At 33.5% G+C, this 14,719-nt stretch carries 9 protein-coding genes, 1 rRNA gene and 3 pseudogenes; 7 read left to right on the top strand and 6 right to left on the bottom strand.

All coding sequences use genetic code 11. The features are described from left to right. The first annotated feature begins 49 nt into the window (after positions 1 to 49). Positions 50 to 159 (top strand): 5S ribosomal RNA (gene rrf / locus ACPWTF_RS07515). Between the two features lie 334 nt (positions 160 to 493). Beyond that, positions 494 to 2,113 carry an alkaline phosphatase PafA gene (gene pafA, locus ACPWTF_RS07510; protein ID WP_427875013.1) on the top strand — a complete coding sequence of 540 codons (1,620 nt, stop codon included), beginning with the start codon at positions 494 to 496 and terminating at the stop codon, positions 2,111 to 2,113. A 124-nt stretch (positions 2,114 to 2,237) separates the two neighbouring features. Here pafA and ald read toward each other — a convergent pair whose 3' ends face one another. Further along, entirely contained in the window at positions 2,238 to 3,356 is a 1,119-nt protein-coding gene (ald, locus tag ACPWTF_RS07505) for an alanine dehydrogenase (RefSeq protein ID WP_095931877.1), read from the bottom strand. Between the two features lie 201 nt (positions 3,357 to 3,557). Between ald and ACPWTF_RS07500 the strand changes: the two genes are divergently transcribed. Further along, on the top strand, positions 3,558 to 4,016 hold the full coding sequence (locus ACPWTF_RS07500) for an Lrp/AsnC family transcriptional regulator (RefSeq protein ID WP_073416996.1): 459 nt from the start codon (positions 3,558 to 3,560) through the stop codon (positions 4,014 to 4,016). A 64-nt stretch (positions 4,017 to 4,080) separates the two neighbouring features. On the opposite strand, the gene ACPWTF_RS07495 is transcribed toward ACPWTF_RS07500, so the two are convergent. Next, positions 4,081 to 5,529 (bottom strand): glyceraldehyde-3-phosphate dehydrogenase, encoded by a 1,449-nt coding sequence (locus tag ACPWTF_RS07495; protein ID WP_427875012.1) that lies wholly within the window; start codon positions 5,527 to 5,529, stop codon positions 4,081 to 4,083. Between the two features lie 201 nt (positions 5,530 to 5,730). Continuing rightward, positions 5,731 to 7,131, bottom strand: a complete 1,401-nt coding sequence (locus ACPWTF_RS07490) for a Do family serine endopeptidase (RefSeq protein ID WP_427875011.1) — start codon at positions 7,129 to 7,131, stop codon at positions 5,731 to 5,733. Positions 7,132 to 7,291: 160 nt separating this feature from the next. Between ACPWTF_RS07490 and dapF the strand changes: the two are divergent. From dapF to ACPWTF_RS07470, 4 genes and pseudogenes are all read left to right on the top strand, one after another. Then, a pseudogene (dapF, locus tag ACPWTF_RS07485) lies at positions 7,292 to 8,075 on the top strand (diaminopimelate epimerase). 85 nt (positions 8,076 to 8,160) lie between these two features. Continuing rightward, positions 8,161 to 8,694, top strand: a complete 534-nt coding sequence (locus ACPWTF_RS07480) for a GNAT family N-acetyltransferase (RefSeq protein ID WP_095931873.1) — start codon at positions 8,161 to 8,163, stop codon at positions 8,692 to 8,694. A 10-nt stretch (positions 8,695 to 8,704) separates the two neighbouring features. Beyond that, positions 8,705 to 9,744, top strand: a pseudogene (gene mltG / locus ACPWTF_RS07475) (endolytic transglycosylase MltG). Between the two features lie 486 nt (positions 9,745 to 10,230). Continuing rightward, on the top strand, positions 10,231 to 10,869 hold the full coding sequence (locus ACPWTF_RS07470; RefSeq protein ID WP_095931871.1) for a peptidoglycan-binding protein LysM: 639 nt from the start codon (positions 10,231 to 10,233) through the stop codon (positions 10,867 to 10,869). A gap of 116 nt (positions 10,870 to 10,985) precedes the next feature. Here ACPWTF_RS07470 and scpA read toward each other — a convergent pair. From scpA to ACPWTF_RS07455, 3 genes and pseudogenes are all read right to left on the bottom strand, one after another. Beyond that, positions 10,986 to 13,110, bottom strand: a pseudogene (gene scpA / locus ACPWTF_RS07465) (methylmalonyl-CoA mutase). A gap of 11 nt (positions 13,111 to 13,121) precedes the next feature. Then, positions 13,122 to 13,310, bottom strand: a complete 189-nt coding sequence (locus ACPWTF_RS07460; RefSeq protein ID WP_427875010.1) for a hypothetical protein — start codon at positions 13,308 to 13,310, stop codon at positions 13,122 to 13,124. Between the two features lie 38 nt (positions 13,311 to 13,348). Continuing rightward, on the bottom strand, positions 13,349 to 14,713 hold the full coding sequence (locus ACPWTF_RS07455) for a methylmalonyl-CoA mutase subunit beta (protein WP_427875009.1): 1,365 nt from the start codon (positions 14,711 to 14,713) through the stop codon (positions 13,349 to 13,351). Positions 14,714 to 14,719: the final 6 nt, after the last annotated feature.

The following is a 14,719-nucleotide window of genomic DNA, read 5'->3' as shown; positions in this document are numbered from 1 at the left end:
AATTTATAATGGCAATTAATGATTAAAAGCTGCTTGCAGCGAATAGCCTTAAGGTGGTTATTGCGGCGGGGCTCACCTCTTCCCATCCCGAACAGAGAAGTTAAGCCCGCCTGCGCAGATGGTACTGCAGTTTTGTGGGAGAGTATGTCGTCGCCTTTCTTTTGAAAACCCTATCCGAATCGGATGGGGTTTTCTGTTTTTAAGAAGTTTTGATCTGACCGAACATGATGGAATAATAGCCTCAGATTAAGCAGGTGCCGCGTTAGTGATGGGAGCGGCATCCTTTTGCGGGGCACGAAGGGCTTCTTTTTCCCATAAACATCCATCCGCAAAAGATACAGCGGACAGCACGGCCCGGAGGGAAACGCCATTGGCATTAGAAACCTTGTGTGTATAAGTGTTAAATTATAGACAATTATAGGCGGTTAAATATTGATACTTTAGACTTTTTGGATTTGAATGAGTATTTTTGTGTTCAAATTACTTTTTAAACATGAAGAAAAATATTTTATTGTTAGCGCTTCTTGCTGTAACAGGCTTAAGTGCGCAACAACGTCCAAAGTTAGTGGTGGGTATAGTTGTAGATCAAATGAAAATGGAATATTTATATCGTTTTTCAGATGATTTTTCTCCAAATGGCTTTAAAAGACTAATGAATGATGGATTTACTTTCCAGAATATGCATTACAATTATATGCCAACTTATACTGCTCCTGGACATGCTTCAATCTACACAGGTACAACTCCAGCGACTCACGGAATTGTAGGTAACGAATGGTTTAGCAGAACGCTTGGTAAAGAAACGTACTGTACTGACGATGCTGGTGTTAAAACAGTAGGTGATGGTACGGCAGAAGAAGGTGCTATGTCTCCAAAAAACCTTCAAAGCACTACAATTACTGATGAAGTTAGAATGGCTACTAATTTTACTGGAAAAGTTATCGGAATGAGTTTAAAGGATCGTGGTGCTATATTACCAGCTGGTCATTTTGCGAACTGGGCATTTTGGTACAGTAAAACGGGTTCTTTTATTTCTAGTACTTTTTATGGGGAGAAATTACCTGAGTGGGTTACCGAATTCAATAATGAGAAAAACTACTTAAAATATATTAATAAAGGTTGGGATTTATACAAACCAGCTTCTGTTTATAATGAAAGCCTTCCTGATAATAATCCGTATGAAGGGAAGTTATATGGAAGTGCTGCACCAGTTTTTCCATACGATTTAAAATCAATGTATGAGAAAAATGACGCTGGTGTTATTAGAGCGACGCCTTTCGGAAACGATTTGTTAGCTGAATTTGCAAAAAGAGCTATTGAGAAAGAAGAATTGGGTAAAGACAATGTTACAGACTTTTTGACCGTTAGTTTTTCTTCTACAGATTACGTCGGGCACTTGTTAGGGCCAAGATCTATGGAACTTCAAGATACTTACTTGAGATTGGATCAAACCATTGCTGATTTTTTAGCATATCTTGATAAAACGGTTGGTAAAGGAAATTATTTGCTCTTCTTGACAGCTGACCATGCTGGTGCGGAGAATGTAATTTATCTTAAAGATCGTAAGTATAATGTAGATAATTATCCATCTAAAGAGGTTAAGAAAAGCTTACAGGAATTTTCGACTAAGACTTTTGGAGTAGATTTAGTTCAAAATTATTCAAATTTTAATGTGTTCTTCAATAAGCAAATTATTAAGGATAAGAAATTGGATCTTGATAAAGTTAAAGATGCTTTTAAAAAGTTTTTAATTACTCAGCCGCAAGTTAAAAAAGTTTATACGGAAGAGGAAATTTTAGCTAATGCTGGAAATGATTATGCTCTTAATTTTGTAGCAAAAGGATATGATGTTACACAAAATGGTGATTTAGTTATTATAGATAAACCTGGAATGATAGAATATACACCAACAGGAACATCACACGGAACAATTTATAGCTACGATACACATGTACCTGCTATTTTTTATGGTTGGCACATCAAAAAAGGAGAATCCTACGATAAAAAAGCTATTACAGAGATTGCTCCGACAATAGCGCAGAAAATTAAAGTTACGTTTCCAAATGGTACAGAAGCGAAAGTTATGACTGAAGTTTTAGATAATAAAAAATAAAAAAATATAATGTTTAGAAAAACCTGTCTTCATGACAGGTTTTTTTATGGCATAAAAAAAGGCTTTTCAATTAAGAAAAGCCTTTTGTAATAGTGACTTAGTAAGCACTTGTTTAAGTATTAGCCTATGCGTTTGCTAATACTATTTCTTCGTTAAAAGGTAAATTCCAAGCTTCTGCAACTCCTTTGTAAAGGATTTTTCCATTTGCTACGTTTAATCCTTTATTTAATTCTTCATTTTCAGCACAAGCTTTTTCCCATCCTTTGTTTGCTAATTGTACAGCATATGGTAAAGTTGCATTTGTTAAAGCTAAAGTAGAAGTGTAAGGTACGGCTCCTGGCATATTAGCTACACAATAGTGAACGATATCGTCGATAATGAAAGTTGGGTTTTCGTGAGTTGTTGGAGTACAAGTTTCAATACATCCTCCTTGGTCTACCGCTACGTCAACAACAACAGTTCCTGGACGCATTAATTTAAGCATATCACGAGTAATTAAGTGAGGTGCTTTTGCTCCTGGAATTAAAACTGCTCCCACAATTAAGTCAGCATCTTTAATTGCTCTTGTGATATTGTAGTGATTAGACATTTCTGTGTTTACGTTTGCTGGCATGATGTCATCTAATTGACGTAAACGTGGTAAGCTTAAGTCCATAATAGTAACTTGAGCACCTAATCCGGCAGCCATTTTAGCAGCTTGAGTTCCTACGATTCCTCCACCTAAAACTAATACTTTTGCTGGCGGAACACCTGGAACACCTCCTAAAAGAATTCCTCTTCCTTTTAATGGTTTTTCAAGGTATTTTGCTCCTTGTTGGATTGCCATACGACCAGCAACTTCAGACATTGGAACTAATAATGGTAAGCTTCTGTCTGTTTTTTCTACAGTTTCATAAGCTAAACATACAGCTCCTTTTTCTAACATTGCATGCGTCAATTCTTCAGAAGAAGCAAAGTGGAAGTAAGTAAATAATAATTGATCTTTTTTGATCAATGGATATTCAGAAGCAATTGGCTCTTTTACTTTGATGATCATTTCAGCGATAGCGTAAACTTCTTCAATAGTTGGTAAAACAACTGCACCAGCTTCAGCATATTCTGCATCAGCGAAACCGCTTCCTAATCCAGCAGTAGATTGAACATAAACTGTATGTCCGTGTTTTTTCATTTCAGAAACACCTGCAGGAGTTAAGGCAACTCTGTTTTCATTATTTTTTATTTCTTTAGGAACACCTATTATCATTTTGTTATATTTTTTTGTTTTTATTGAAATTGTTTTACAAATCTACAGATAGAGAATAAATTATGGTTTAATGCATAATAAATAAGAAAATATTATTTTATTTTTTACTTTTACAGAAAAATATTCTGTTTAGGAGCGGATTTTATTCTTTAAAAAGAAAAAAAGACTAAATCGGACTAATTTTAATAAAACGTTTTCGTTATGGCTTTAGATGAAATTGACAAAAAAATCCTACGTCTGTTACAGGAAGATGCGCACTACACTTTAAAAGACATCGCAAACAAAATAAATTTGTCTTTAACGCCTGTTCATGATCGGGTGAAACGTCTTGAAAAAGATGGAATTATAGAAAAATATGTGACGCTTTTAGATAAAAAAAAACTTGGAAATAATTTGACGGTTTATTGTCAAGTTACACTGACAAAACAGACTTATGATACTTCAGAAGGATTTAATCAGTCGATTTTGAATTTGCCCGAGGTTGTAGAATGCAATTATGTTTCAGGAAACTTCGATTATATGCTGAAAATCATAATTCCAGACATGGAAAGTTACCATCATTTTCACCAGAAAAAATTATCAATATTGCCTGAGGTTTCACTAATAAATACCGTTTTTGTAATTTCAGAAGTAAAGAGTACTACTGTTCTTCCTATTTAAACCAAAACAAAAAACCATCAAGAAAATCCTGATGGTTTTAAGAAAAAAAGTTAGTTTGGTTGAATTAATAATAAGTATAACGTCTTACTTTGGCAATATATTTTGCTAAGCGAATTACTTGATGACTGTAACCATATTCGTTATCATACCAAATATACAGTACAATGTTTTTTCCATCTTTTGAAACAATTGTTGCATTGCTATCATAAATTGATGGTGCTGAAGTTCCAACAATATCAGAAGAAACTAATTCGTTGTTTAATGAGTATTTTATCTGCTCTACCAGTTCTCCTTCAAGAGCATACTTCTTCATGATTTTATTGATTGCCGTAATAGAGGTAGGCTTCTTAACTTCTAAGTTTAAAACCACAAGTGATCCATTAGGAACAGGAACACGAATCGCATTCGAAGTTAATTTGCCTTCCAAAGATGGTAAAGCTTTTGCTACAGCGCTTCCTGCTCCAGTTTCGGTAATTACCATGTTTAAAGCTGCAGCTCTTCCGCGACGGTATTTTTTGTGCATATTATCAACCAGATTCTGGTCGTTTGTGTAGGCATGAATGGTTTCTAAATGTCCTTTTACAACTCCAAGAGTTTCTTCAACTACTTTTAAAATTGGAGTTATGGCGTTTGTTGTACAAGAAGCGGCAGAGAAAATATTTATTTCATCAGGATTAAAATCGTTATGATTCACACCATGTACAATATTTGGAACACCTTTTCCTGGAGCAGTTAACAAAACTTTATTTGCTCCGTTTGAGGTTAAATGTCTTTTTAATGCTTCTTCTGTTGTAAATGCGCCAGTATTATCAATAACTAAAGCGTCATTAATTCCGTATGTGGTATAATCAATTTCTTCTGGCGAATTGGCAGTAATGATATGAACGGTTGTTCCGTTTATAATTAAGGCATTATTTTTAGCGTCGGCTATTACTGATCCTTGGAAATCTCCGTGAATGGAGTCGTATCGTAATAGAGAAGCTCGTTTCTCTAAGCTTGATGCGTCATTTTTATCACGGGTAACAATTGCTCTTAATCGCAACTGATTTCCTTTACCTGTTTTCGACATTAGCTCTCTTGCTAATAAACGTCCGATTCTTCCAAAGCCATATAAAACAACGTCTTTTGGTTTGATTTCTTTTGATGATTTTGCTTTTTTCAGTTTATCAATAACAAAATATCTTGCATCGGGATATTTTTCATCTTCTAAACGATACTCGTAAGTTAGTTTTCCTAGATCTATCTTTGCTGGCGGAAGATCTAATGATAAAACCACTTTTGCAATCTCGACAGAATCGAATATTGTAATTGGTTTTCCAACAAATTCACCAGCATATTGATGAAGATTGATAATATCGCTGACGTTTTTATCCAATAATTGATTTTTAAATAAAACCATCTCGATTGATTTGTCATACCATAAATCGCTTATGACTTTAATTAATTCGACACCTGCTTTTCTTCGGTCGACTTGTAAGGATACCTCTTTTTGGTACAATGATTTGTTACTCATAATTGAAAAAATAAAATGCTCACTATTTTAAAATTTGGCGCAAAAGTATCCATTTCAATCGATTTCGTAAACTATTTTATCATTTATTTTTGAAAATAAAAAAGTCACCTTAATTTTCTTAAGATGACTTTTTTGAAGTTTTCAGTCGCAGTCACAGTTTGCAGTTTTTAGTAACCGAAAACTGTAACCGAAAACAGAGACTTAAATTATAATTCTGAAAATCTCTCCGTTTCTGTTGATCATTTCAATTCGTACGCTTTGTCCTTCGTCTTTTTTACTTAAAAGTTTTGAAACAGTTTCAACGTTGGTTGCTTTTACATTATCAATACTTAGAATAATATTTCCTAGTAGTTCGTTTTGATATTGCATTAAATTTTCATTGCTGATGTTTTTAATTTTAACACCATAATCAATTCTGAATTTTTTCTTGTCAGCGGCATCAATGTTTTCTAATTCAATTCCTTTAAATTCAGCGCTGTAAAACTCATTTTTGCTTAAAGTTACGGGAACTGTTTTGGTTTTTCCTTCTTTAATATAAGTTACTTTTACAACATCGTTTGGACGTTTTGTATTGATATAACCTGATAAATCTGCATAAGTTGCAATATTTTGGTCATCCAATTTTACGATAATGTCACCTTTGGTTAAACCAGCTTTTTCTGCACCTGAGTTTTTAGAAACTCTATTAATATAGAATCCTTGTGTTTCTGTTACTCCCAATTCTTTAGAAGCCGTTGCATTTAATTCGCCTCCTTCAACACCAAGAATACCTCTTTGAACATTTCCGTATTCCATAATATCCTCAATAATTTTACGAGCAATATTAGAAGGAACCGCGAAAGAATATCCAACATAAGAACCTGTCATAGAAGAAATCATGGTATTAATTCCAATTAATTCTCCTCTTGCATTTACTAACGCTCCACCACTATTACCTGGGTTTACCGCAGCATCAGTTTGAATGAAAGATTGGATTCCGCTTTGGTCTAAATTTCTGGCTTTCGCCGAAACAATTCCAGCAGTTACAGTTGAAGTTAAGTTATAAGGATTTCCAACTGCCAATACCCATTCTCCTACTTTCACATTATCAGAATTTGCAAAAGCAGTATAAGGAAGTTTCTCATCGGCATTGATTTTTAAAAGGGCAATGTCCATTTTAGAGTCGGTACCAATTAACTTCGCTTTGTATGATTTTTTATTGTTTAAAGTAATTTCAATTTCTGTAGCGTCTTTAATTACGTGATTATTAGTCACAATGTACCCGTCTTCAGAAATAATTACACCAGAACCAGTTCCTACTTGTTCTTGTTGTTGCTGTCCGCCGTATCCGTAGAAAAACTCAAGCATCGGATTACTTACGGTTCTTCTCGAAACATTTTTTACGTGAACAACAGTGTGGACAGTTTTTTCTGCGGCTTCGGTAAAATCTAGTATTTCAGCACCTAAACCAACATTTTTTCCATAAGAGTTAGGGGCAAGAGTTACAACAGAATTTCCTTTTCCAAAAAAAGAATTGTTGCTTTCAAATAATAACTTGTAAGCACCAAGAGTAATAGCACCACTTAATAATGATACTAAAAATAAGGCTGAAAATCTTTTCATATTAGAATTTGTAATTAAGTTATTAGAATTTAAGTTCATGTTTTATTTAACGTAAAATTACTTCAAAAAATTATTTGGAAAAACGGTTTAACGCTCTTTAACAATGATTAACATTTCATTAATTAATAGTTCGTACTTTTGTATTTCTAACAACTAAAAAATGCAAGTAGAATTTTATAAATATCAAGGCACAGGAAATGATTTTGTAATGATTGATAACCGATCCAATTTCTTTCCAAAAGATGATGTTAAACTTATTGAGCGTCTGTGTGACAGACGTTTCGGAATTGGAGCTGACGGATTAATCCTTTTAGAAAATGATACCGAAACCGATTTTAGAATGGTGTATTATAACTCGGATGGAAACCAAAGTTCGATGTGTGGAAATGGAGGTCGTTGTCTTGTTGCTTTCGCTAATCAATTGGGAGTAATTGATGATAAAACCACTTTTATCGCAACAGATGGTTTGCATCATGCTTCAGTAAATAATGATTCGATTGTTTCCTTACAAATGATAGATGTTAATGAAATCCAGAAAAAAGATTCTTATACGTTCCTAAATACAGGTTCTCCTCATCATGTTCAGATTGTGGATGATTTGGAACATTATAATGTAAAGGAGAACGGAGCCGCGATTCGTTATGGTGAATTGTACGGAGAAAAAGGCAGTAATGTCAATTTTGTAAAAAAAGTAGATAACGATACTTTTTCTTTAAGAACATACGAAAGAGGCGTTGAAAATGAAACTCTTGCCTGTGGAACTGGCGCAACTGCAGTTGCAATTGCTATGAATGCAATTGGAGAAACAGATAAAACTTCAATAAACTTAAATGTTGAAGGTGGAAAACTTGTCGTTTCTTTTGATAAAGATAATGATGGTTATACCAATGTTTTCTTAACAGTGACCTGCAAAATTTGTATTCAAAGGTACAATTGAGATTTAATTTATAAATACCAATTTTTAAAATCCCAAATTCCAATTGAGATTTTAAAATCTAAAATCTACAATCAAAAATCTAAAATTGTAAAATGATAACATTAAAAGGCGATTCCATTTATCTACGTGCTCTTGAACCTCAAGATCTCGAGTTTATTTACTCTATAGAAAATGACGAGAATATCTGGGAAGTTAGCAATACGCAAACTCCTTATAGCCGTTTTTTGATTAAACAATATTTAGAAAATGCTCATCAAGATATTTATGAGGCAAAACAACTTCGTTTGGCAATCTGTCAAGACGAAGATTTTCCTGCTATCGGATTGATTGATTTGTTTGATTTTGATCCTAGAAATAATAGAGCTGGAATTGGTATTGTGATTCAGAAGGAAGAAAATCAAGGGAAAAACATTGGTTCTGAGGCTTTAGAGCTTTTAATAAAGTATTCTTTTTACAATTTAAATCTCCATCAATTGTATGCAAATATTGGTGTTCAAAATGTAGCAAGTCTTGCACTTTTTACTAAATTTGGTTTTAAGAAAATCGGAATCAAAAAAGACTGGATTTTGTATCATAACCACTATCATGATGAAGCAATTTATCAGTTAATTAATAAACAAATTTAAATTTTAAGCTTTGAGTCTAAAGAAAATAATCACAATAAGTGCCGTAGCCATTATTTCAGTTCTATTGATATATGGTTTTATTTTAGTAAGTAAAATTTTTAGTTCTAATACTAAATTTGAAGAGAAAGAAGTATATGTTTACGTGCCTACAGACGCTAGTTATGCCGATGTAAAGAAAATATTATCACCTTATATTAAGAATTTTGACAACTTTGAAATGGTTGCTGAAAAAAGAGATTATCCGCAAAATGTAAAATCGGGTCGTTTTCTTTTAAAGAAGGATATGAACAACATCGATCTAGTTCGTGCAATGCGTTCTAATATTCCGGTTAAGCTAGTTTTTAATAACCAAGAACGTTTAGAAAACTTTGCTGGAAGAATTGGAAAAGAAATCGAAGCTGACAGTTTATCCTTAATGAAAGCTATCAAAGATTCGACATTCTTAGCCGCTAACGGATTTAATGAAGAAAACGTCTTTGCAATGTTTATTCCAAATACGTATGAAATTTATTGGAATACATCGGCAGAGAAGTTCCGTGATAAAATGATTAAAGAATATAATAATTTCTGGACAGCTGATAGAATCGCTAAAGCAAAAGCGCAAGGATTAACTCCTGTTCAAGCCACAATTTTAGCATCAATTGTACATAAAGAGTCTGTTAAAAAAGACGAAAGACCTCGTATTGCTGGTGTTTATTTAAACCGTTTGCGTTTAGAAATGCCATTACAAGCAGATCCAACAGTTATTTATGCTTTAAAATTGAGAGATAACGACTTTGATCAAGTTATTAAAAGAGTTTTTTATAATGATTTAGTTATGAGATCTCCATATAATACTTACGTAAACAAAGGAATTCCTCCAGGCCGATCGCAATGCCAGATATTACAGCTTTAGAAGCAGTTTTAAACCCAGAAAAGAACGATTATATTTATTTCTGTGCAAGTGTTGACCGTTTCGGATATCACGAGTTTGCGGCGACATTGGCAGAACACAATGTAAACGCGAAAAAATATTCAGACTGGATCGCTAGTCAGGGCGTCACAAGATAATTTTGTTATCTAAATAATATTAAAAAAACCGAAGCCAATTTTGCTTCGGTTTTTTTGTTTTCTTTTTGAGGTGAAAATGTTCTTTAGAACTAAAATTTATCAAATTGCTATTTTAACGATTTTATAGTTTATCGTAATAAAAAAATAAACATTTATTAATGAGGAATTTTATAAAATTCGAAAATTGCTTTTCAAGATTTGCATAAAAAATCACGATTTAATCATAAGATAATTCTTTCTTTTTTGCTAAAAAAGCTTAAAATTTATATAAAATGCGATTTTTTTTGACCTCATTTTTCAGTTTTTGAGGCCAAAAAAAATAAGCTTCAAATCTATCGGAAACTACTATCATAACTGGGATTATCGCGATTTACGTTTTTACGTAAAAAACGCTAAAGTATTGGTTTTTAGTATATTTTTGAAATAACTTATCTTTGCACCGTAGAAATTTCAAGAGGGTGACGGCGTCTTGAAGAAAAACAATTTATGATAAAGAAATGGTATTTTTATGCGAGTTTAGTCGTTATTATTACATTTTTAAGTTTGGGATTTATTCCCTCAGAAAAAGAAACCAAACCTTGGTTTTTAATTGAAAAAACAGATGGATCAGAATACATTTTTCCATCAAAAGAAAAGGATGATTATCCGAACACCAACGTCCCATACACAGGAAATCATCTAATAGGATTTAAAGAGGCAGTAGCTTTTAAAGAATCACAAGGGCAATACAGACTAGTAAATTCTCTTGGGTATATGGGTAAATATCAATTTGGTTCTAAAGCTTTAAGAGCAATCGGAATTAATGATAATAAAGCCTTTTTAAAAGATCCTGCTCTACAAGAAAAAGCTTTTATAGCTTTGTTAGCCAAAAACAAATGGATTTTACGTTACGAAATCGAAAAGTATCAAGGTAAAATCATCAGTGGTATTGAAATTACCGAATCTGGAATTTTAGCTGCAGCGCATTTAGGTGGTGCAGGTTCTGTAAAGAATTTTTTCAAAAACAAAGGAAGCAGACATTTTAGAGATGCTTTCGGGACTTCTTTGAAAAGCTACATGAGAGATTTTGCAGGTTACGATCTTTCTTTTATAGAAGCAGATAGTAACGCAACAGTAAACGACTAAATTAAAAGAGGTTGTTTCACATTTGTGAAACAACCTCTTTTTCTATTTAATTTCTTTTGTCTCGAAATCTTTATTTATTTCCAAAGCAGCTGAGAACTGTGACTGAGACTGTAAACTTAATCTATTAAAGCTTCTAAGATTTTTATAGCTGCTTCGCTTATTTTAGTTCCAGGTTCCAAAAACAGCTGATGCTCCGGCATCGAACAAGAATTGATAGTCCTGAGACGGAATAACACCACCTACAATTACCATTATATCTTCGCGTCCATGTTTTTTTAGTTCTTCTATAACTTGTGGAACTAATGTTTTATGACCAGCAGCAAGTGATGAAACTCCCAAAATATGAACATCATTTTCTACCGCCTGTTTTGCGGCTTCTGCAGGAGTTTGAAATAATGGGCCAATATCAACATCAAAACCTACATCGGCATATCCTGTTGCAACTACTTTTGCACCTCGGTCGTGACCGTCTTGTCCCATTTTGGCAATCATAATTCTAGGACGTCTACCTTCTTGTTTAGCAAAAACATCTGCTAGTTGTTTTGCTCGCTCAAAATTTTCGTCATTTTTTATTGCTGCACTATACACTCCGCTAAAAGATTTGATTTGTGCTTTAAAACGGCCAAAAATGGTTTCCAATGCATTACTAATTTCGCCTAATGTTGCTCTGTTTCTCGCAGCTTCAACGGCAATTTCCAGTAAGTTGCCTTGTCCGGTTTGTGCACAAAGGATTAATTTTTCTAGTGATTGATTTACTTTTTCAGAATCTCTGGTTCTTTTTATTTCTTCCAGACGTTCAATTTGTTGTTTGCGAACCAATTGATTGTCTACATCTAGAATATCTAAGGGATCTTCTTTTTCTAAACGATATTTATTTACGCCAACAATAATATCTTGTCCGCTGTCAATTCTTGCTTGTTTTCTCGCAGCTGCTTCTTCAATTCGAAGTTTCGGAATTCCAGCTTCAATTGCTTTGGTCATTCCGCCAAGTTCTTCAACTTCTTCAATTAGCTTCCACGTTTTTTCAACAATATCGTTTGTCAGACTTTCAACATAATAACTTCCAGCCCAAGGATTTACTGTTTTAGTAATTTTGGTTTCTTCTTGAAGAAATATTTGAGTATTTCTAGCAATTCTCGCAGAAAAATCTGTTGGAAGCGCGATAGCTTCATCTAAAGCATTGGTATGCAAAGATTGTGTTCCTCCAAAAACCGCGGCAGAAGCTTCTATACAAGTTCTCGCCACATTATTAAACGGATCTTGTTCTGTTAAGCTCCATCCGCTAGTTTGGCAATGTGTTCTTAAGGCTAAAGATTTATCGCTTTTTGGATTGAACTGTTTTAATAATTTAGCCCAGATCATGCGGCCAGCTCTCATTTTGGCAATTTCCATAAAATGATTCATTCCGATCGCCCAGAAGAAAGATAATCTTGGAGCAAAATCATCAATCGTCATTCCAGTTGATAATCCAGTTCTGATGTATTCTAAACCATCGGCCAAAGTATAAGCCAATTCAATATCTGCAGTTGCACCAGCTTCTTGCATATGATAACCAGAAATAGAGATAGAATTGAACTTTGGCATTTTTTTGCTCGTAAATTCAAAAATATCTGCAATTATTTTCATTGAAGGAGTAGGAGGGTAGATATAGGTATTTCTAACCATAAACTCCTTTAAAATATCGTTTTGAATTGTTCCTGCCAGTTTTTCTGGACTAACACCTTGTTCTTCTGCAGCAACAATGTAAAAAGCCATAATAGGTAAAACAGCTCCGTTCATGGTCATAGAAACCGACATTTCGTCTAACGGAATCTGATCGAAGAGTACTTTCATGTCTTCAACAGAATCAATTGCAACACCCGCTTTACCAACATCGCCAACAACTCTTTCGTGATCAGAATCGTAACCGCGATGCGTTGGCAAGTCAAAAGCAATGGAAAGTCCCTTTTGTCCTGCAGCTAAATTTTTTCTATAAAAAACATTGCTTTCTTCTGCCGTAGAAAATCCTGCATATTGGCGAATGGCTCAAGGGCGTCTCACATACATTGTAGCGTATGGTTCGCGTAAGTTTGGTGCAAAACCAGCTCCGAAATCAAGAAATTCAAATTCTTCAATGTCTTTCTCCGAATAGTTTTTTTTGATTTCGATTCCTTCGGCAGTCGTAAAGTTGTCAGAACTAGAATTAACTTCTGGTTCCTGACTTTTAACTTCTAGCTTTATATGTTTAAGGTCTTTTCTCAATTTAAATATGGTTATTTAAGTGCGATTAAATCTCTTTTGATTTCTTCTAAAAAGTCATCGATGTTAGAGACATCATTTGGATTTTTTAAATAATCTTTTGTTCTTTTTCTAACTTGATCAATTTGCCACTCAGGAATTTTGTATTGAAATTCAGCTATTGAATCGTTTTCAACTGATATTATTTCATTAGTTCTTTTCATAATACTTTAGTTTAAATTCAATAATTTATTTCACAATTTTATTCAAGCTCCAATCTTTCTTGCTCCATTTTCTCAGCCAATCTCTTTTCGATAATTGGCGTAATTAATGTTTTTCTTGGTTTTATTTTGACAAAAGGGAACAATTCTAAATCCTGTTTCATTCGGTCTTCTTTGTTGGGATATTTATTCGTTCCTAAAAGAATTTCTTTTTTAGAATCGAATAATTCCTGCTCTTTATTAGCACTTTCCTGAATTTTCTTTTTGATTGTTCCATCATTTAAAAGTTTCAAGAAACCTCCATTGGTTTCGATATCTTTAAACAAAGTCAAACTTTTTTCAGCCAACTGCATGGTTAAACTTTCGATATAATAACTTCCATCGGCTGGATTGTCTACTTTGTCAAAATAACTTTCGTGTTTTAAAATCAAAAGCTGGTTTCTGGAAATTCGATCTCCAAATTCGTTGTCTTTATGGTACAATGCATCATAAGGTAAATTGGCAATTGCATCGGCTCCTCCCAAAATTGCAGACATGCATTCGGTTGTGGTGCGAAGCATATTGACGTTATAATCGTAAATTGTTTTATTACGTTTTGTTGGTGTTACCAATAAATGACATTGGATTTTTGAATTGTATTCTTTAGCAATTAAATCGAAAAGCAGTCGAAGCGCACGAAGTTTGGCAATTTCAAAGAAATAATTTGTTCCAACAGAAACCTGAAAAACAATAGATTTTGCAGTATCAGAGAAACGATTTAAATATTCGTTTGCATGCGCTAAACTATATGCAATTTGTTGCGTAATATTAGCTCCAGAATTTTGATACAATCCTAAATCTACACTTAGCAGATTTAAATGGGTCGTGTTTTTAAAGAGTAGATCTACAGTGTCGAAATTATTTTTCTCAGAAGTTGTAAACCAATTTCCTTCTCTTGCTAATTGTCCGATTGGATCAAAATTGCAATAGAATTTAGCTTTTTTCTGGATTGAAATAGTATCTAATTTTTTAACGAAATCGATTGAGATAAAATTGAAATTAAAGTAAACCGTTTTGTTTTCTAAAGGAAGATTTCCCAATAGTTTTTGAACGTCAATTTTATCGTTTTCAATTGTAAAACGAAGGCTTTCTGCACCTCTTTCTAAAGTGTTTAAAGCACGTTCGATAGATTTTTCTACATCGAAAACAAAGATATTCTGGCAGATCTTAAAATCTGAGGCTTGAGTATTTACATTTGCTGCTTTTGTAAATTCATCGCTGTGATAAAAAGGTTTTACCTGAATATCTTCTGGAGAATTCCAAATAACAGTTTGATTGTAATCGGCTCCATCTAATTCAAACTGAATTTTTTGTTTCCATTGTTTGGATGAAATCGGATTAAAATCGTCGAATAGGTTAGTGGCCATTGTATT

Origin of the sequence: Flavobacterium sp. MMS24-S5 (assembly GCF_050320125.1) — a bacterium.
Taxonomy (GTDB): domain Bacteria; phylum Bacteroidota; class Bacteroidia; order Flavobacteriales; family Flavobacteriaceae; genus Flavobacterium; species Flavobacterium tyrosinilyticum.
Note: the sequence above shows the minus strand (reverse complement) of the source record. Positions and strands in the feature narration are given on the sequence as shown.

Coding starts and splice junctions, on each gene's coding strand:
- pafA (WP_427875013.1), top strand. CDS start 494: ATGAAGAAAAATATTTTATTGTTAGCGCTTCTTGCTGTAACAGGCTTA.
- ald (WP_095931877.1), bottom strand. CDS start 3,356: ATGATAATAGGTGTTCCTAAAGAAATAAAAAATAATGAAAACAGAGTT.
- ACPWTF_RS07500 (WP_073416996.1), top strand. CDS start 3,558: ATGGCTTTAGATGAAATTGACAAAAAAATCCTACGTCTGTTACAGGAA.
- ACPWTF_RS07495 (WP_427875012.1), bottom strand. CDS start 5,529: ATGAGTAACAAATCATTGTACCAAAAAGAGGTATCCTTACAAGTCGAC.
- ACPWTF_RS07490 (WP_427875011.1), bottom strand. CDS start 7,131: ATGAAAAGATTTTCAGCCTTATTTTTAGTATCATTATTAAGTGGTGCT.
- ACPWTF_RS07480 (WP_095931873.1), top strand. CDS start 8,161: ATGATAACATTAAAAGGCGATTCCATTTATCTACGTGCTCTTGAACCT.
- ACPWTF_RS07470 (WP_095931871.1), top strand. CDS start 10,231: ATGATAAAGAAATGGTATTTTTATGCGAGTTTAGTCGTTATTATTACA.
- ACPWTF_RS07460 (WP_427875010.1), bottom strand. CDS start 13,310: ATGAAAAGAACTAATGAAATAATATCAGTTGAAAACGATTCAATAGCT.
- ACPWTF_RS07455 (WP_427875009.1), bottom strand. CDS start 14,713: ATGGCCACTAACCTATTCGACGATTTTAATCCGATTTCATCCAAACAA.